The organism is Streptomyces sp. NPDC060035 (assembly GCF_042736635.1).
In the GTDB taxonomy this organism is placed as follows: Bacteria; Actinomycetota; Actinomycetes; order Streptomycetales; family Streptomycetaceae; genus Streptomyces.
The window spans coordinates 40035-58478 of the sequence record NZ_JBHWVO010000024.1 but is presented as its reverse complement, the minus strand read 5'-3'; the positions used below and the strand labels follow the sequence as shown (position 1 = coordinate 58478).

Here is an 18444-nt window from a genome sequence, read left to right as displayed (position 1 = left end):
CTACGCCGCCGTGCAGCGAGGGCAACGCGGGAGTGGTGAGGCCAACAACTGCACAGCCCGAGCGGCCTGTTGAGGCACGACTCCGTTGCCGAGCGCGGTGAGCTGGGCCGGTCGTCCGAGTCCCGGGGTGGCAGTGACCCAACCGTCATCGAGGCCCTGCATCCACTCGACGAAGTCGGCACGGAGCCGACCGGCCGTATCGGTGGGCGCCGGCGCGGGACGGGTGAGCATCTCCCATCGGGTGATGGCGCCTGCGTATGCGCCCCATCGCCGGTCTGCTGCCCGGCCCCCGGAGCCGATTCCGTCCAGAGCGGCAGGACCACCGCCGACGAGGGAGGCCGCCATCCCTTGCTGGGGCGGCGGCCCGGGGTGCCCGTGTCGCTGGCCCGCGGTGTGGGCAGCAGTGACGCCGCTGCACTCGGCAGGGCCATGTCCCCGTTGCCGTGTCGCTGGTTGGGTGTGCCGTTGGTGTCGTCCGACGTCTTCGGGGTTGGCAGAAGGAGCCACTCCACCTCGTTGGCCGGGTTCGGTCCGTGGCCCCCGCTTTTCCTTTTGGAGGGGTGTTGTGAGCCGCCGTTCTTCGTCATGTTGCTGGTCGGCGTCTTGAGCAGGGGGTTCGGTGGGCCAGGCGACGAGGAAGGTGCGCTCGCGGCGGTGCGGGGCTCCAATGTCGGAGGCGCGAAGCACGAGCCACCTTGCGTCGTACCGGAGGTCGGCCAGGGATCCGAGTACGGCACCGAGTGCCCGCAGAGGAGGCTGGCCCGGGGAGTCTCCCAGACACCACGGGCAGGGTTCCACGTCGCCAGGGGAACCGGCGGGTGAAGTGAGGAGGCCGCGCACATTCTCGATCACCACCAAGCAGGGTCGGAGGGCCTCGACTGCACGGGCGACGTGAAGCCACAGCCCTGAACGGGTCTGGGAGTTGAGTCCGGCCCGTCGGCCGGCGACCGAGATGTCTTTGACAGGGGAAACCCGCCGTCAGGACGCACACCCGGGGGACGATGGACCAGTCGACGGTCGTGATGTCGCCGAGGTTGGGGACCCCGGGCCAGTGGCGGGCCAGGATGCGCGAGGCATCCGGATTGACCTCTGCGTGCCAGGCCAGCGTGCCGCCGAGGGCGGACTGCACTCCGAGATCCAGTCCGCCAGGAGGGCGCGCGATGGTCGTCTGCATGTCACCGGCTCCGTAGGATCCGGCCCGGAGAAGCTGCTGCTGCCGGGGTGCCAGCGGGGGGCGTGGGCCGGGGAGCGGTAGTTGTGGTCGTGGACCGGCTACGGGCGGCCCGGAGCCGCACGGACGGAGGCGACACCGTCGCCGACGCGGTGTGAAGGGAGTCGGCCGCATCGCGTAGGGCCGTGTCCGCCGTACCGAGCGCGTCGTCCATCACCCGCATTGCGGCCTCCCGAGCATCCTGGGCGCCGGGCTGGTCGCGGAGATGCTCGGTCTGGTCCAGGAAGGAGAGCTGGTGGGCGACTGCCCCGAGCGCGGATGCCGCCTCGCCGACGGGTCGCACAGCGGAGGCGAAGCTGGTGATGACCCTGGCAGTGTGGACTTCGTGGTCCTGTGCGGCGTCACGGAAGAGGATCTCGTTGCCCAGGTCCGTGATCAGCTCACCGAGTTCGGAGATCTGCCTGGCGACGACGTCGAGCGAGCGGCGGTGGTTCCCGGGGACCGGGAGCTTGCGGCGCTGGGCGTCGAAGGCTGAGGCCGTGGCACGCATGGCACGGATGTCAGAGCTGGGGGTGCTGTTCACGGTGAATTCCAGAGAGAGGATGAGTGGCGGGCTGGGGGAGGCTTCAGCTGTGGCCGCGTGAGGGCGGTCGCATGGCGGCCGGGCTGGGCGCAGAGCCTGGCCGGGCCGAGGGTGGCCGGGCTGGGCGCGGCGTGCTGCGGGCGAGGGCGGCGTGCATCCGCGTAGGGGGAGGCCCGTTCGTAGAAGGAGCCGGGGCCGTCGGAGCGGGGTGCCCGTTCGCGGTCTGCCAGCGAGCGCGCACTTCGTTGAGGGGCCCGAGCGCGTGCAGGGCGTGATTGATGAGCCGCCCGGGGGCCAGGGCCTCGTTCTCCGCCAGGTGCCGGATTGCACGAGCGGAGGTTGCCGCGGTGCGGGTGACCGAGGAGCGTACGACCTGCTCGCCGAGCCATTCGGCGCTGCCGGAGCCCACACCGTCGCAGATGGTGGTGAGCAGATTGCTGGACAGCGTGCCGTCGGCCAGTAGACCGCGTCGCTGGGCTTCCCAGAGCAGGGTGATGCGGTCGATGGGCTCGCCCCGGTGGTGCAGCGCGCCGAGGCAGCGGTAGAGCTGCCCGTGGGCTGGGTCGGCGAAGTCCTTCGGCCGGAGCCAGTCCACTATCTCGTCCATGGCCCTCGGCCGCTCAGCCAGGACGGCCAGAAGGAACCGCTCGTCGTCGGCGACCTGGCCTGCCCGGACTAGCGGCGGATCGGTGGAGGCGGTGGCCGGCGGCGTTGCAGTCGCGACCGGGCGCGGTTCGGTTCCCCAACGTCGTGCGAGATCGCTGAGCACCCCGGACAGAACGTCCGCGTAGTGCAGGGCTCCCTCGACCTGTCCTTGGAGGGCGTCGGCGCGAGCCGCTTGGTGAAAGCGGATCGCGTGTTCCGTGATGCTGCGATGGATCGCGCCCTCCAGCACCATGCGGCCGTACGCCGGAGCGTGTGCGGTACGCGGGCAGGCCGAGATCAGGGTGTGGGCATACACCGCGGTCAGCCCCCGAACGTGGAGGCCGGCCTCGTCCACCGCATCGGTCACCCATGACAGCGGTACGGCCTTCTCGGCTGCCAATGCGGGGTGGCCGTCGTTTTGGAGCTTGCGCAACGCGGCGAACAGCGCTTGGTGGACTGGCCGGTAGAAGTGATCAGGCGCGAGCCAGTCAAGATGCGAGAGCTGGCCCGGGTCGAGCAGCACGGAGCCGAGTACCGCCTGCTCGGCGCTCGCCAGCGGGTTCATCGCTGACCCCCTGCGCCGGAAGGAGGAGGCGCGCTCTGCCGGACACGGAGGTCGGTGACCGCCTGGTCGGCAGCGGCCATCGCCTCGGCGAAGCCGTCCAGCATGCTGGTGAACGCGGGATCGGTGGCAAGAATCGAGCCGGCCCTGCTGACCAACCACCACTGGCCGTCGCGCAGAACGACCGGCGAGCGTACGAGCCGCCCGGGACGCGGCGTGGTCGCGCTCATGCCGATAGCCCGGAGTCGTCGGGGCCGACGGTCTTCGCGATGGCCCGTTCGGTGATGGCCTTCGTCGCGCGGGCGGAGGCCGGGCCGACCACCTTTGCGGAGGGCTCCTTGTACCAGGGCCGCAGGTCGAGCATGGCAACCCGGATGCCGGTGGCCATGAGCAGTGCCTTGCCCTTTGCCAGGGCGCGGATCGCGTCGGGCGGCAGGATCCGTTCGGTGCGCATGCTCACCGAGGTGGACTTGCCGCCGTCGCTGGTCGACACCGAGGTGGTCTGGACGTCGTGGTCACCGACCTGCCTGCTGAGGCGGTCGGCGAAGTCGGCGTCATCGATGCCCGAACCGATGATCTTGACGGTGGCGGCGGACCAGAGGGCGTCCATGCCGGCCTCACCCCAGCACCGCTGGCCCTGCCGGTAGGACTGCAAGATTGTCATCGGGATGACGCCTCGGCTGCCCAAGTGACTGTACAAGTCGGGGAGATCCGAGATTTTGCACACGTTGGCGGCCTCGTCGAGGACGCACAGGGCGGGCGGGTCGAGCCGTCCGCCGGAGCGCTCGGCGACAACCACGGCTGCGCGCATCACGGCGTCGGCCGCTGCCGCGATGATCGCGCTCGCGCTGCCGCCACCGTCCTTGCTGAGGAGGTACAACGTGTCGCGAGACGTGGCGAACGCGAATGGCTCGAACTCGGGGAGGGCTTTGCTCGGCGTGACCCAGGCGGCGACGTCCGGGTCGAGCAGGCAGCTCGCGTACTGCCTCGCGGTCTCATAGATGCCATCGCGGGTCTCGGTCGCGCCGGAGACGGTGCCCTGGAGCTGGGCGGCGACCGCGTCGTGGCCGGAATCCGTGAGCAGGTCCACCGGGGTCCGGTCGGCGGGGCTGGCGAGCCAGGCCAGGACATCGGTGATCGGCCGCCGGTGGCTGGCGGCAGCGAGGAACAACGCGCCGATCGTGTTGCTCGCGGCGGTGGACCAGAAGTCGGATCCGTGCGACTCGTCCACGCTGGCGGCGACGAAGTGTCCAGCCAAACGTTTGGCCCCCGTCAGGTCGCGGGCGTCGGCCAGGATGTCCCACCACATTTCGCGCGGGTGGTGGGCGATCTGCTGGGGGTCAAGGGTCCAGATCGTGCCGACCTCGGCGCGCGCGTCCACCGTCGCGGTGAAGGCATCGTTCGCGGCCTTGTTCGAGGTCAACAGCACCGGGCCGGGCGCCGCGAGAATTGCAGGGATCGCCAGGCCGGAGGTCTTACCGCTTCGCGGAGCCATGATCGCGACGATCACGTCCTCCCAGGACGCGCGGACATCAGCCCGCCCCGGGGAGAGGGTGCCGAGCAGAATGCCGCGGTCAGCAGGAGCGACCTCTTTTACACTCCCGGCCGCTCAGGGATGGCCGCAGGCTCCGGGCCTTGGCGGTGATCTCCTTGTCCAGCAGCGGGGCGAGCTCGGCCTTCCGGGCGAGGCCGTTCTTCGCGCCTCCGCGCAGGTGCACCCACAGCACCAGGCCGAGGATGGTGAGGAAGAGGGACAGCAGGCCGGGAATGATCCGCGCGCCGACCAGCAGGGCGGTGGTGCTCAGGTGCGGCCACAGCACACCGGGGTGAAGCACCGCGTCGGTGGCCCTGAACGGGGCCCAAGGCCCGGAACCGAAGAGTGAGTTGCTGACACTGCCGGTCAGCCACGCCAGCGAACCGATGGCGAGCGCGATGCTGAGTATGCCGAAGAGGAGGTAGAGGAGCGCGTCCGACCCGGTGGTGGTCGAGGGCGCGCTGGTACGCGGTGCGGGCATGGTGGGTCCTGGGAGTGGGCGCAGGCGAGTGATGGGGCGGGGCGCGCGGCGCTCTTCTACTGGTCATCATCTAGGTCACCGCGTCCGAGGGCCGGGAGCCTGTGACGGACGTACGGTCGCGCTGGTGTCCGCTGTGCCGGCGCCGAGGTTCGAGGGAATCTTGGCCTTGGCCAATGCGGGCGACGTGGCCAGAGCGGCGCTGCGGGGGCCGGGGAGCTTCGGGGGGAGCGCCCGCGTCTCGGTCTGGGGATGCTGCGAGTTGCCGATACGACGCAACTCGGAATTCGAGTCGACGAGTTCCGACTGAGCAGAGCTGACGAACTCCGCAGCGAAGCTGAACCGGTCGGCGAGCTGGTACGCCTCGTCGTCGAGGCCGTTGATCTGCTCGCCTGCCGCCTCCAGCGCTTCCCGGACACGTTCCAGTGCGCCGTGCTCGGGATGAAGGAGGTGGTCGACCGCCCGCTGCAGGTCAATACCGTTCCCGGCTGACCTGATCCGGTCCGTGAGCTGGAGTAGTTCCGCTCCGGCGGCGTAGGGCCCGAGGGTGTTTGCAGGGGTGCTCATCGGGGCCACGTCGAGGGAGGGCACGAGGTCGACACCGTAGCGGGCGGCACGGAGCATCTCGGCTGCGTGGGTGGCGATGGCGACCTGGTCAGTGGCCGAGGTGTTGGTGGGGAGGCGATGGCGTCGGCCATACCAGTCCTCGATCTGCTGAAAGCCGGCGTGCTTGAGGAGCGTGGCGGAAAGGTCGTCGCTCGCGCCCTTTGCCAAGACGCTGCCGCTGAACTCGGCGGTAATGGTGATGGAGGGTGCAGGCACGTAGGTCTCCTGGGCGCGGGGTGGCGGGTGTGGAGCGGTGGGCTGGTGTTGCGTACGGCGATCCACCGGCAGGCGTCCGGATCACCGTGCGGGGCGACCCCGGTCGCGGCCACCAGGCGTCGAGCGACGGTGGCCCACTGCGAGTCGGTGAGGTCCGGCAGGCGAGGGTCGGAGCGGACCGAGCAGACCCATGTCGGCCGTTCCGGTGCGCGGGCCCCGAGACGCTCGACGGGTTCGTCGAGGGCATGGGCCAAGTAGGGCAGCGAACCAGACTTGGCGAGCAGTTCGATCGGGGCGCCGTGGCCGTCGCCCGCGATCAGCCGGGGACGGGAGTGGTTTCCGCGTTCGCCCGGCCCGTACAGGTGCGCGAGCAGACCGGCGGTGTCGCTGGCGCGCTGCAGGTGGGCGAACACGGCGTCCACCTCGAACGGAAATGGAGAACAGGTGCCCAGGTGATCGGGCTGTCAGGGAGAGAGGATCCGTAGAATCCGCGATTTCGCTCGGCCGGAGCTCGCTGATAGATGCCGCTGCTCGCTCCGGGGCGTCCTGGCCGTGGCGGTGTGCGAAGTTCGCGCAGGCGATGCGGGCGAGGTGAGCGTCGTTGTGCAGAGAGCCTGGCAGGAGCCACTGGCAGTTGCACCCGCCGGTCTCTACCGCCACGAGGACGGAGAATATCGAGCCGTGGACTTTGGCGCATTGCGCAACTTTTGGTAGCCGGAACTACCAGCTACAGCAATGGAACTGCTCCTCACGGGAGGTGGGTCAGCGGTTGCGGGGGAACGCGATGCGTGGGTCGACCGGACGGGCCGCCGGAACGGAGGCGGCAGGAGCGGGAACCGGTGCCTTGTCCAGGAGGCCGGCGCGGGCTGGGCTGGCGGCGAGCGCGGCGCCGCTGAGGGGGACCCTGTGGGTGGTGACGCCCTGGTCGCGCTCGTGGCGCGTGGCCGTTGTGGGTGCAGGAGGGCGGCGCGCTGCTACGTTCTGCGCGAGGCGGGGTTGCACCGCGACCTGGAGGTCGGAACGGTGCATCGACACTGTGGCGCCGACGACCTTCTCCAGGGCCTCGCTGTGGCTGGTGGCGATGGGCAGCGTGTAGATGTCCAGGTTCGGGTTAAGCCGCCAGCCGTGTTCCTCTAGGATGAGTCGGCCGCCGAGTGCGGAGAAGTGGTCACTGGTGGCCGCGACGATGCCGAGCTGTGGATGCTCGGCGAACGCAACGTCGGGGTCTATACGCGGGGGCCGGATACGGGCGGGAGATGCACCCGAGGCCAGCGAGGGATCGAACGCGGCGTCCACGTCGACCTGGTAGCCGGCCTCGCGCAGCAGCGCAACCGCCCGGGTGGCGCGGCCCTGCCCGTCACGCTGCTGGTCGGTCAGTGCGTACAACGTCGGCTGGTCCGGTACGGGGTGAAAGCCGAATCCCTTCAACATCCATGTGCTGGCGGCAAGTTGTTTCGGGTTCGCAGCGACGATGCCGTAGTCGGGGTGGCGGCCGACTGCGACGTCGGGAAGCGAGTCGTAGTGGGTGGGCATGGCTGATCCATCCGGTGCAAGTTCGGGGGCAGGAGCGGTCGAGGGCCGGGATGGTTCTGCTGGTGCGGGACATGACGTACTCCGAGGGGGAAGTGGTCAGCGACCGGGTATGGACGAGGGCCGGGCGGGCGGCAGCGCGGGGCGTACGGCCGAAGCCGCTGGCAGCGGTGCTGGGGGCGTGCGCTGGGAGGTCGGCGAGAGTGCGGGAGCAGCACTCACTCGCGGCGAGGCGGAGGCCAGCCGTGGAGGCACGTCGAGCTGATCAAGACGCGCATCGACGGCGGCGAGCAGACTCGGGGTACTGCCGCCGTGCGGGGCGTGGGGGCCGTCTGGTTCCGAGTCGTAGATCACTTCGTGGACTGCGGAGTCGTCGGGATGCCCGCGGGTCACCAACCAGCTCTCGGGATGCCCGGGTGGATGGTCGCCCGACGGTTCCTGGGGCGGCGAGATGAACAGCGAACTACCGTCGGGAAGCCCGACGTGGACGATGTAGTCGCTGAGGCCGTACTCGTCGGTGCACTCCAATCCGCGCTGCCGAAGAGGAACGGTGAGGCGGCCGTACCCGTGCTCCGCCTCCGGGGCGGCAGTGGCTTACAGAGGAGGAGGATTGCTGGTGCGTGCGGTGATGCCCGTGCCCTCCCGTCGGAGGGGGCCAAGGACTGATCGGGGTGCATGTGGCTTCTCCGTGGCCGGGTGCCCCGGCAGCCGACGACGCGAGCCGCAGGCGGTGGGGCGGTAGGAGTGGTGGCGTTACATGAGGATTCGGCGATCGGCCGGTTTGGTCCCGCCAGATCTCGGTGCTGCAGGCGTCAGCGGGAACGGCGCGGGGCCGTCGGATTTGACGCGGGCGGTGCAGGAGGCGAGGCGGGGGGAGTCCCGCGGTTGCTGGATGCGGACCGAGCGAGGGCTACCTGGGCACGTTCGGTCTGCGAGGGCTGTCCTGGGTCCGCCCGGTTGGCCAAGTAGTCGCCAGCCCGAGCGAGCGCCGGGCCTTGGAAAGACAACTCGTCGGCGTAGTGCCAGCCTTCGGAGTTGCGGATCTCCTGCGCCCGGCGGGCGTAGATCTCTCGCGAGCCGGGGAGCGATCCGTCCATGAGTGCCATGACCTGATCCCACTCGTGTTGGATCTGGCCTGCTTGTTCCAGGGTGGTGTCGATTCCGCGCAGCCGCCGGAGGTCCTCGCTGATCGGCCCCTCGACGTAGTCGGCACTGCTGGCGGCGGCGCGGACACCGGCCAGCACCTTGGGGCCGTGGGCGAGGAAGACCTCGACGTGATTCCACGCTTCGGCGTCGCGCGTCACCTTGCCGTCCGCATAACCCTTCTCATTGATGGGCCAGCCGTCGTCGTCGCAGAAGGAGTCCGAGACTGCATCCCAGGCATCGGACGCCTGCCTGATGCCGGCGGCGGCAGAGGCCAACGCTGGGACGTGCTGCCGCCAGGCCAGGTGCTCGGGGGTTGTCAGTGGCTGGTTCTCATTGGAAGCGGGAGAAGTGGGCACGGTCGGTCCTCGTTTCTATGCCTGTGCTCACCGAGAACGCGGCAGCGAACGGACGGCAGGCGTGGACTCGGTGGTCTGCTCGGATATGGCTGACTGAGCTGGCCAACTCCCTTTGCGGGAACGTTAGTTGAGCTAGGCGAACATGCGGGCGTCGGTGTCGAACAGCTCGCGCTCGGCCGGGTGGAGGATGTGCTGGGTGATGAAGCTTCGGCCCGCGACCTTCCACAGGCCCCGGCCCTTGGTCAGGGCGGACACCGCCTGAGTCTCGACGCCGGTGAGGCCGAGCAGCGAGGCGGCAGCGGATAGCTGGTCGGGCTCCTGGCGGTAGATGATGCGGGTGGAGCAGTCGGCCAGGAGGCCCTCGGCCAGTACCCGGCCGCGTGAGCCGGCATCGCCTGCGCTGAGCAGGTCGCTGAGGCGATGGATCACCATGAGGTTGGCGATGCCGAGCCCGCGGGAGAGCTTCCACTGGGACTGCATGCGCTCCAGCAGGCCGACGTGCCGCATGACGCGCCATGCCTCGTCGTAGATCACCCAGCGTCGGCCGCCGTCCGGGTCGGCGAGCGCGCTTTCCATCCACGCCGAAGCGCAGGTCATGGCCAGGACCAAGGCGGTGTCGTCGCCGGAGCCGCCGAGACGGGAGAGGTCGATGGACAGCATGGGGGTGGTCGGGTCGAAGGTCACCGTGGAGGGGGCGTCGAACATTCCGCTCAAGTCGCCGTGAACCAGTCGGCGCAGGGCGTGCGCAAGGTCCTGTGCGGCGGGCCCCATGTGCCCGGCCTGGTCGCCGAGGGCTCGGTCGAGGCGCTCGGGAGAACCGAGGGCGTGCGCAATTTCGCCGAGCAGGGGCACTGTGCCGTTGGCGTCGGCCTCGGCGACGACCAGGTCGAGGGCGAGGTCCAGGGCGGTGTGCTCCATCGGCAGGAGATCGCGCTTCAGTACGGTGCGAGCCAGGCCCGCCAGGAGCAGGAGGCGGCGCTTTCGGACCTCGGTCGACCAGTCGCTCTCGCTCACCGAGGCGGGCTGGGCCGGGGCATCCAGGGGGTTCAGCCTGCCCGGGAGTCCCGGCCCCAGGGCGATGCTGTAGCCGCCAAGGGCCTGTGCGACTGCCGTCCACTCACCCTTGGGATCGCAGGGAACGTAGACCCGGTAGCCGTGGGCAATCGCCCGGGTGGCTATCGACTTGGCCAGAGCTGACTTACCCATGCCGATGATCCCGGCGAGAACGGCATTCGGGTTGGTGAAGCCTTCGACCCGGCCGCTGCTGTACAGCGAGAACGGGTCGTAACAGAACGCTGCCTCGGCATGCACGTCCCTTCCGATGAAGATCCCTTCGGCTCCCAGGCCGCCCTCGGCAAGGAAGGGGTAGGCCCCGGACACCGTGGCGGTGGTCATCCGGTGGGCGGGCTGGCTGAGCCTGCCGCCCCGAGCCGAGGAGGAGCCGGGGCGTCCGGACGGCGGGTAGGCCGGCCGCAGTTCCGGGTCGAGGGCTTCCTCGGCGCGGTGCTTGGGCGGTGCTCCGGCGAGGCGGGCTTGGCGGCGAGCCTCGGCGAAACCGGCGCGGGCGGCTCGCTGCTCGGCGCGTGATGCCTTGCGGGGGACGAACAGGTGGGAGGCGCTGGCGCGGGTGCGAGGCATGAAGGTTTCTCCAGACGGAAGGCGGGTCAGCGGCGGACGAGGCCAGTGAAAGGCGCGTGAAGGTCGGCCGGGGTGGTGCGGCGGCGCACCAGGTGCGCGGTGCGCTGATGGCGCTGGCAGATGGTCAGCTCCGGCGCTCCCGCAGGCAGGCCGGCCTGGCACGCCTCGCGCTCCGGCACCTCACCGGAGCCCGGCCGAGGCGCCGCGTGGTAGGCGGCGTGGAGGTGGTCCGCGGCCTGCCAGATTCGCGTGCGGGCGGCGCGGAGCTGGTCGCCTTCGGTCGGGACGAGCTGTCCGGTGCGGGCGGTGTGGGCGTCGAGCAGGCCGTGCAGCGAGACGAGATGGGAGTGCAGGGCGTCCAGCTCGGGGCGGGTGGTGACGAGAGGGCCGCCCGGAAGGTTGAGCGCGCGGTGGAAGTCGAGCGCGGCGGTGGCGAAGGGCACGAAGTCCTGCGCTGTCGGGCTGGCGGTGCGGGACATGAGGGTGCTCTTTCGGAGGGAAGGGAGGCCGGCATCAGGCGGCGAGGGCCAGCGGCATGGCAGCGGCGGTGAACGCTTCGGCCTGCTGCCAGGTGAGCGGCCGGAGGTCGAGTTGGGCGCCGACGGCCGCGGTCTCCACGACCGCGCAGGCGGAACGGAGTTCTTCCTCGGAGTCGGCGGAGACGGTCATCAGGCCGGTCAGGGCGACATCTGCGTGGCCCGCAATGAGTTGGCGCTCACGGGACTTGATGTCCTGGTACTCGATCGAGTCCGCCTCTGAGTCGACCTGGCCGCGCCGGTGCCGTTCGGCGGCGTCGGCGATCACGCTGGCCTTCCTGCGCTGGACGTCGCGCAGGGCGGCGTCCAGTCCCTTCGGCTCGTACGACAGCGACAGAGTGCGCCGGACCCCGGCAGTGAACAGGAGCTGGTGCAGGAAGCCCGCCGACGTTTCGGTCCTGGGCCAGTTCTCCACCCAATACGTGGCGTGGACAGCCGAGTCGGTCGCAATGTGGTCAGCCTTCTCGACCACCACGACCGGGCCGGCAGCCGCCGGCTCAGCCTCGGGACGACCGGCGGCGGACCAAAGGTCCAGCGTTGCAAGGGCCTTGGGGTCGTACGCCGTTCGCACGACGGCCGCGATCTCGCGGGCGGTGAGCCAGCCGGTCGGGTTGAGCCCGGCGGTTCGCGCGGCCTGCTCGAAGGTCGAGGTCAGCTGCGCCAGGACGCTGAAGGCCCCGGTCAGACCGCCGCCAGCCTGGTTGATCAGTCGCCGTGCGGCCTTGGCGTCCAGTGAGATGGCGACGTACGCCTCGTGCGGAGCCGCCGCCGGGCCCGCATTCTGGATCAGCTCGCTGTAGATCGCGCCCGCCACGGAGGCCTCGGGCTGGCCGTGCTCCTCCCAGTACCGGCGCAGCGCGTCACCGGAGTCCGGGACGGTGCGCTCGATCACCTGAATCCGGGCGACCTGCCCGGTGCGGGCGAGCGCGGCCAGCACCCGTCCCCACCCGTTGACGTTGGCGTTCTGGGTGCCCGGGTCAAGCAGCGCGTAGGCGCGGGAGGAGACGTTGACGACGGCGGTCAGCGTGCAGGTGTGGGGGTTGTGGACCGCACCGTATCGGCCGTCGGGTGCGGTGACCACGCGCAGGCTGGCCGCGGTGCCGGGCAGGTGGAGGAGCCCTTCGCGGACCGGGCGCCGCGAGGGCCGCGTGAGCCAGACGAGCTGGCCCCGCATCCGACGCAGGACGTATCGAGTGACGATCGGAGCCCAGTCGGCCAGCGCGCGTCCCCGGTGGCGGACGAAAGCGAGGAGGGCGATGACGGCCCAGAGGGGGATGAGTTCGAGTGCACCGACCACGCCGCGGGTGAGGATCACGGCGAGCAGGAGAAGGCCGGTGAGACTTACGACGATCAGTTGCGGGGCGGTCAGGCCGAGCAGGATGCCGCGCCTGCTGCGGTGGGGAAACTTCACGGTGGCCGGGGTGGCTTCGGCCTGGGACTTGCCGGACATAGTGGTTCCAGACAGTGGGAGCGGGCGGAGGGCGAGGCACGCGGCGCTCTTCTGGAGGTCAAGGCGGGGCTCCGGTTCTGGCGATGGGCCGGGCGGGGTGGAGGGCGGGCTGCGGAGCGCAGCCCGCCCCCGGCTGTGGTCGTCAGGCACCCGAAGGCGGCTGGGTGGGATACATCCAGTTCGTCGGCGTTGGGGAACCGGTGGCCGACGGTCCGGTGGAAAGCGGCGGCGCGGCAGGGCTGCCTGTTCCCGCAGGTGCGGGGCCGGACGGCGGCGCAGTGCCCGCGCGGGTCATGCTGCCGACCGGAGCTGACCCACCGGAGAGCTGGCCGGCGCTGCTGACGACACTACTGGCGTCCCCTGGCGGCACCCCCGTTTCGCCCTCGTCAGGTCGGGTGATGAGCGGCGGGATGCCGGGTCGCTGGATCAGGGCTCGCCCCTTGTCGCCAGTAGCGTTCGGGTCTTCGCCATACCGGAAGCTGGTCTGCGGCTTGGACGGCCCGGCATCGATGCCCTCCTTGCTGAGGTTGCCGCCGGAGGGGTTGATGCCGGAGGCGACACCATCGCTGCCCGCGCCGGGGACCTCGCTCGGGCCATGCGGAGCGGGAGTCCCGGTGCCGGCCTGCATCGCGAGGCTGCCTGCGGTCTTCGCCGCTCCTGCGGCGATCGCCATGCCGGCGACGCCGGTGCGGTGCAGGTCGTCGTGGCCGCCACCGTCGCTCGCCCAGTGGACGAACTTGTACGTCGCGTACGGGCACAGCAGAACCAGAACCATGACGACGATGCCTGCCATCGCGTCGGACAGCGCCGACATGCCGTCCGTGGCATCCGACTTACCCATAGCCGAGACGCCGATGAGGAAGACCACGGTCATCAATAGTTTGGAGACGACCAGGGTCGCGGTGGCCTCGATCCAGCCACGCCGCCACTTCTTCGCGACCTCCCAGCCTCCGCCGGCTCCGGCGAAGACGGCGAGGGCGACCATGACCAGGACGCCGACTTTGCGGGCGACCATCACCCCCCAGTACAGGAACGCGCCGATCGCGCATCCGAGGGCGACCAGGGCTGGGACTCCCCAGCCGAGGCCGTACATCGCTCCCAGCTGGTTGACCTTCACCACACGGCGGATCGCGTCGTCGACTGAGCTGTTGGCTGCTTGGAACAGGCCGTCAGACAAGGCGTCGACCACGGTGATGGCGACGGATGTGAAGGCGATGGCGCAGAAGCTGAAGAGGACGCCGGTCATGGTGCCGACGAACGCTTGGGCCAGGGCGCGTTCGTCTCGGCGCCAGGCCGCGAACATCACCTGGATGCAGAACGTGCCGACGGTCAGCGCGAGCCCGATAGGCAGCAGTAGTTCGTAGTTGTCCCGGAACCATCCGGCGTTGAGATCGATGGCAGTGGTCGCATTGACGGTCTTGGCAGCGAGATCCGCAGCGCTGGCGGCCAGTTCGCCTGCCGACCTCGCGATCCATGCTCCGATGCCGTCGGTGACAGCTCCTGCGGGGTTGGTGGCGAAGTCGACGGCGCCGCACACCTTGTCCATCAGTGGAAGGTCGCAGACTCCCATGGCGGTACCTCCTTCCTTAATGGGGGTCAGGGCGCGACGGACGGCATGACGCCGACCAGGGCGCAGGGCTGGTTGGGTCGGCACTGGACCGCGAGGGTGGTGACACGGCTCTCCGCACCGCCGTCGGGCGCCCCTTTCCAGGCGATCGACTGCTTGCCGGAGACCGTGACGGCGTAGACGTACGCCTGTGTGAGCGCCCCGGGGTCTGCCTGAAGGGCCTGGGTGAACGAGTCCGGGAAGTGCCCCTCGTTCACTTTGGTGGTGGCGAACTGGCCGTTGGCGGCCATCTCCTTCCACAGAAGAGGCGAGGGAACGACCTTGTCGACCGAAGCGGGGTCGGCGTACTTGGCCTCGGTGGTCAGCCACGCGTGCAAAGCGGTCAGCAGCTCTGCCTGGGAGTACGCGCGGGTGTCGTAGGACCACAGGGCTGCTGCGGCTGCCTTCCCGAACGCGATCGGGTCGTGGGTCTTCGGCGGGGCCGGCAGGGCATGAGGGTGAGCGCTCGGTGTGGGCGGCCCAGACGGCGAAGCGGTCGAAGAGGAGGGCAAGGGTGAACTCATGTGCGCCGCAGAGGCTTTTGAGGGCTCCCTGCCATCGCGGGTGAGATACGCGGCCAGGCCGGCGAGGGCGACGAGCACCACCAGGACGGCGGTGCCGAGCAACGCCCGGCGGCGAACGCGAGATGCGCCACCAGGGCTCGAGGAGCGGGAAGGCATCAGCGGACCTGCGTCCCCAGCGTGCTGAAGAAGGCGACCACGCCGTTTGCGGCACCCAGCAGGAGGGCTGCACCCGCACTGACCAGCACGCCCTTCTTCCCACTGGCCTCGGCCTGGTGACCGCCTGAGTGATGGCCCCAAGCCCACACGCCCGCGCTGACGGCGAGCGCGCCGACCACGGCGATGATGCCGAAGAGATTGATGGAGCCCATCACCTGCTTGAGAACGGCAAGGCCGGGCAGCCCGCCCCCGTTCGGCTTGATCCCCGGGTCGTAGGCGAGCTGGACGACCTTGTCGGCGAGATACATTTACGAACTCCAGTTCGAGTTAGGTGCCCCAAAGCCCGAGCGGGCGGAGCGGCGGTGCAAGAAGAAGGGGGAGGGAGAAAGCGCCGGTCAGACGACTCGGCGGGCCGCGAGAATCTGCGATTTCCAGGATGCGAGGGTCGCGATGCGCACCACGTCACCGGTGTGCGGGGCGTGGATGATCAGGCCCTGGCCGATGAACATGCCGACGTGTTCGGGCACTTCGGCCGTCCCCTCGGTGAAGAGGAGGTCACCCGGCCGGAGAGCGTCGACCGACACCGCCTTACCGTCCTTGACCTGCGTGTACGTTGTCCGTGTCAGGGTGACCCCGGAGGTCTTGTACGCCTGCTGTATCAAGGAGGAGCAGTCGCAGCGCCCCATTGGGTCCTCCCCATGGGAGTCGGTGCAGCTCCCACCCCACTGATACGGCGTGTCGAGCTGGCCGAGTGCCCAGCGGATCGCCGTCTGGACCTTCGGCGCAGCGTCGGCGGGGATCTTGTACTCGGCCGGCACCGCGCCGGGCGGGATGGTTCCGAAGTCGGTCCCGTCCCCGTCGGCAGTACAACCACCTGCGGTACTGGGTGAAGGGCTGCCCGTGCTGGCAGAGCCCGCCGGCGAAGGACGCGGTGACGCGTCGCCGGTCTTCGACAGCAGGTGCTCGATGGCCTGCTGCAAGGCAGCGGCCAGAGACTCCCACTTGGCGTAAGCGTTCGGGAAGCCCGACCTCTGCACCGCCTGGGCGGCCTGGGTGACGGACAGCGACTGCCAGCCCGAGACTTTCTTCAGCCCCTCGTAGAACTTGGTCGAGGCGTGCACCGGGTCGAGGATCTCGTTCGCGGTGCCCCAGCCCTGAGACGGCCGCTGCTGGAACAGACCCAGCGAATCACGGTCGCCGTAGGCCAGGTTCCGCAGACCGCTCTCCTGCAGGGCAGTCGCCAGGGCCACGACCTGCCCGCGGGCCGGAATGTTCATCGCGACGCCGGTGGCCTGGATGGTCTTGGCGTTGGGCACCTGCTCGGCCGGATCGTCCAGTCCTGGCACGGAGACCGAGCTCATGTCGCCGCCGTCCAGGATGGCCTTCACTTGACCGGCCACGGCTGCGGTATCCACAGCTTCTGCACCGTCGATCGAGCAGGAGGCCGAGGCAGACCCGGCGCCGATGGCGAGGATCGGGACGGCCAGGAGTAGCGGACCGGATGCGAAGAGACCGACGATGGCTCCGGTGGTCTTCTTCATCGCCGCCGCCGTTCACCGAGGCGGCGGTGCCGGCCGGGCAACGGCGTTGGGCGGGGGCGTGGGGGTATCGGGGCATGCTGCATCGCAGCGGCTCCTCGCGGTTCGTAGGAGGCGCGGTGCTGACTTCTCGTGCAAAGCCGTCGGCACCGCGCCGATGTGAATCCGCCTCTCGAGGCGGCCCGACTCAGCGGAGTTGGTAGCTCCCGGGACGCCGGTCTCAGGTCAGGCGCGGCAGCCAGCCGCGCTCGTAATCTCAGGCAGTACACCGGGTCTCCTCACGGCATGTGGAACGAGTGGGAATCAGGGCTTCCGCGTTGCTCGTTCGGACGAGTCAACACGGATAAGCACAGGTCAGCTGGGGTGGAGCGAGGCTCCGGCCCGATGACATGGTGAGACAGTAGATCGGGATTCCGGCCGCACCAAACAGCTCCCGGCCCCGTCCCGGAGCACGACTTGGTTCGTTGGGTGTGGCCGGAAAACGCGGCTAACCTCCGGCCCAGCCCTGCTCGAGGCGAACGTTGTTGACCGCCATCCGGAGCGAGCCGAGTCCCGGCCGTGCCCTGAAAGAGGCCCCCACACATGAGCTACACGCTGCACCGAGGCGACGCCCTCACCGTGCTGAAGTCCCTCCCGGACGAGAGCGTCAACGCCGTCATCACCGACCCGCCGTACAACTCCGGCGGACGGACCAGCTCGGACCGTACCGGGCGCACCGCCCGCGCCAAGTACGTCACCAGCAACAGTGCGCACGACCTCCAGAACTTCCCCGGAGAGAACCGTGACCAGAGGAGCTATCGGAGCTGGCTGACTGCCCTGCTCACCGAGGCGTACCGGGCCTCGACCGAGCACTCGGTCGCCATCGTCTTCTCGGACTGGCGCCAGGAGCCGACTACGTCCGACGCCCTGCAGATGGCGGGCTGGACCTGGAGCGGCACGATTCCGTGGATCAAGCCCGCCAGCCGGCCGCGCAAGGGCGGGTTCAAGCAGTCCGCCGAGTTCATTACCTGGGGTGTCAAGGGCAGCCTAGCGAAGGACCGGGACCTGTACCTGCCCGGCCACTTCATCGCCTCCCAGCCGCGCAAGGACCGGGTGCACATCACCCAGAAGCCGGTCGAGATCATGCAGCAGCTCGTGCAGATCTGCCCCGAGGACGGAGTCGTCCTGGACCCATTTACCGGCAGCGGCTCAACGGGCGTCGCGGCTCTTCGTGAGGGGCGTCGGTTCGTGGGCGTCGAGCTGTCGGCGCACTACGCAGACGTGGCCAATGAGCGGCTATTGCAGACGATGCAACAAATGCGTTCACAGGAGGACTTCGTTCTCGCAGGTCCAGAGGCCGAGTAGCGCGTCGAGGGTCGGGGCTCCGGTGGCGGTGGGGCGATGCCGATCGGGAGGTCTCCGGAGCCCGCGATCTTCGGCCTGCCTCGGAATGTCCGTCCGTTGGATCCGGAAGCGGCGGTGTTCCAGGCAATGCTGGACGGCTGGGGGAGGCAGCAGCGGGCACGGTTCCTGCAGGAGAGCGGGACGATCGCTCCGCGGCTGGCACTGGTTCGCCGGCTTGCGGACTGCGCCAACCTGTACCCGTGGCAGTGGACTCCGGTTGAGGCAGAGGCGTTCATCAGCCATCTACGTTCGGGAACCCGGCCGATCATAGTGTCCGCCGCGCACGGGTACGAGATTTTGATCCAGATGTTCTGCGCCTTCGTCGGCGATCCGCGTTACGGGTGGCCGGAGGAGCGCGAGCGACGCTTCGGGATGGTGCCGCAGCAGGTCCTCCACGAGTGGAACACGGTGCCGCACGTCGCGGAGCACGAGGGTAATCCGCGGAGTCGGCCCTTGCACTATGACGAGGTGCAGACCTTTTCGATGCGGTGGACAGCCGGGTGGAGCCGATTCGGGCGCGCAGGGTGAAGGGCGCGCTGCCCGCGATGCGGGATGCCGCGCTGATCAAGACGCTGTACGCGTTCGGGTTGCGACGGCAGGAGTCGGTCGGCCTGGATCTGGTTGACTTCCGGCGGGTGCCGCGCATGGCCCGGTTCGGGCAGTTCGGCGCGGTGTATGTGCGGATCGGCAAGGCGTCGCGCGGTGGCTCGGCGAGGCGACGCACGGTGCTGTTGGTGCCCGAGATGACCACGAGCGCAGCAAAGCGCGCGTCCCGGCACGTCTGAT

17 protein-coding genes and 2 pseudogenes are annotated in these 18444 nt (G+C 69.6%); 3 read left to right on the top strand and 16 right to left on the bottom strand.

Features of this window, described 5'->3' with window-relative positions; genetic code table 11:
- The 16 genes and pseudogenes from ACFWBQ_RS29935 to ACFWBQ_RS29860 all read right to left on the bottom strand — a co-directional run bounded on the left by ACFWBQ_RS29935 (position 1) and on the right by ACFWBQ_RS29860 (position 16278).
- Positions 1–903, bottom strand: coding sequence for a DNA cytosine methyltransferase (locus ACFWBQ_RS29935; protein WP_385502811.1), 903 nt, complete (start codon positions 901–903; stop codon positions 1–3).
- Positions 904–1024: 121 nt separating this feature from the next.
- A pseudogene (locus tag ACFWBQ_RS29930) lies at positions 1025–1174 on the bottom strand (hypothetical protein); the annotation flags it as partial.
- Between the two features lies 1 nt (position 1175).
- Positions 1176–1754 carry a hypothetical protein gene (locus ACFWBQ_RS29925; protein WP_385502536.1) on the bottom strand — a complete coding sequence of 193 codons (579 nt, stop codon included), beginning with the start codon at positions 1752–1754 and terminating at the stop codon, positions 1176–1178.
- 43 nt (positions 1755–1797) lie between these two features.
- The gene (locus tag ACFWBQ_RS29920; RefSeq protein ID WP_385502533.1) at positions 1798–2964 is read right to left on the bottom strand and encodes a DnaB-like helicase N-terminal domain-containing protein; all 1167 of its coding nucleotides are present in this window, start codon (positions 2962–2964) and stop codon (positions 1798–1800) included.
- A complete protein-coding gene (locus ACFWBQ_RS29915; RefSeq protein WP_385502529.1) occupies positions 2961–3191 on the bottom strand; it encodes a hypothetical protein in 231 nt (76 codons plus the stop codon). Before ACFWBQ_RS29915 ends, ACFWBQ_RS29920 begins: the two co-directional genes overlap by 4 nt.
- Positions 3188–4976: pseudogene (locus tag ACFWBQ_RS29910) on the bottom strand (type IV secretory system conjugative DNA transfer family protein). The gene ACFWBQ_RS29915 and the pseudogene ACFWBQ_RS29910 overlap by 4 nt, the downstream one beginning before the upstream one ends.
- Before the next feature lie 75 nt (positions 4977–5051).
- The gene (locus ACFWBQ_RS29905) at positions 5052–5795 is read right to left on the bottom strand and encodes a hypothetical protein (protein WP_385502526.1); all 744 of its coding nucleotides are present in this window, start codon (positions 5793–5795) and stop codon (positions 5052–5054) included.
- A 762-nt stretch (positions 5796–6557) separates the two neighbouring features.
- Positions 6558–7328, bottom strand: a complete 771-nt coding sequence (locus tag ACFWBQ_RS29900; RefSeq protein ID WP_385502523.1) for a hypothetical protein — start codon at positions 7326–7328, stop codon at positions 6558–6560.
- An 809-nt stretch (positions 7329–8137) separates the two neighbouring features.
- The gene (locus ACFWBQ_RS29895; protein WP_385502522.1) at positions 8138–8827 is read right to left on the bottom strand and encodes a hypothetical protein; all 690 of its coding nucleotides are present in this window, start codon (positions 8825–8827) and stop codon (positions 8138–8140) included.
- Between the two features lie 132 nt (positions 8828–8959).
- The gene (locus ACFWBQ_RS29890) at positions 8960–10465 is read right to left on the bottom strand and encodes an ATP-binding protein (protein WP_385502519.1); all 1506 of its coding nucleotides are present in this window, start codon (positions 10463–10465) and stop codon (positions 8960–8962) included.
- A gap of 26 nt (positions 10466–10491) precedes the next feature.
- Positions 10492–10944: a DUF6238 family protein gene (locus ACFWBQ_RS29885; protein ID WP_385502516.1), complete on the bottom strand. Its 453-nt coding sequence runs from the start codon at positions 10942–10944 to the stop codon at positions 10492–10494.
- Positions 10945–10978: 34 nt separating this feature from the next.
- On the bottom strand, positions 10979–12451 hold the full coding sequence (locus ACFWBQ_RS29880; RefSeq protein WP_385502513.1) for an SCO6880 family protein: 1473 nt from the start codon (positions 12449–12451) through the stop codon (positions 10979–10981).
- A 142-nt stretch (positions 12452–12593) separates the two neighbouring features.
- Positions 12594–14021, bottom strand: coding sequence for an ATP-binding protein (locus ACFWBQ_RS29875; protein ID WP_385502509.1), 1428 nt, complete (start codon positions 14019–14021; stop codon positions 12594–12596).
- Positions 14022–14047: 26 nt separating this feature from the next.
- On the bottom strand, positions 14048–14737 hold the full coding sequence (locus tag ACFWBQ_RS29870; RefSeq protein WP_385502506.1) for a hypothetical protein: 690 nt from the start codon (positions 14735–14737) through the stop codon (positions 14048–14050).
- On the bottom strand, positions 14737–15045 hold the full coding sequence (locus tag ACFWBQ_RS29865) for a DUF6112 family protein (RefSeq protein ID WP_385502502.1): 309 nt from the start codon (positions 15043–15045) through the stop codon (positions 14737–14739). The genes ACFWBQ_RS29870 and ACFWBQ_RS29865 overlap by 1 nt, the downstream gene beginning before the upstream one ends.
- Positions 15046–15132: 87 nt before the next feature.
- A complete protein-coding gene (locus tag ACFWBQ_RS29860) occupies positions 15133–16278 on the bottom strand; it encodes a C40 family peptidase (protein WP_385502495.1) in 1146 nt (381 codons plus the stop codon).
- Positions 16279–16857: 579 nt separating this feature from the next.
- Between ACFWBQ_RS29860 and ACFWBQ_RS29855 the strand changes: the two genes are divergently transcribed.
- The 3 genes from ACFWBQ_RS29855 (at position 16858) to ACFWBQ_RS29845 (ending at position 18443) form a co-directional block, all read left to right on the top strand.
- The gene (locus tag ACFWBQ_RS29855) at positions 16858–17619 is read left to right on the top strand and encodes a DNA-methyltransferase (protein WP_385502491.1); all 762 of its coding nucleotides are present in this window, start codon (positions 16858–16860) and stop codon (positions 17617–17619) included.
- 96 nt (positions 17620–17715) lie between these two features.
- Entirely contained in the window at positions 17716–18186 is a 471-nt protein-coding gene (locus tag ACFWBQ_RS29850) for a hypothetical protein (RefSeq protein WP_385502489.1), read from the top strand.
- Positions 18183–18443 (top strand): hypothetical protein, encoded by a 261-nt coding sequence (locus tag ACFWBQ_RS29845; RefSeq protein ID WP_385502487.1) that lies wholly within the window; start codon positions 18183–18185, stop codon positions 18441–18443. The genes ACFWBQ_RS29850 and ACFWBQ_RS29845 overlap by 4 nt, the downstream gene beginning before the upstream one ends.
- Position 18444: the final 1 nt, after the last annotated feature.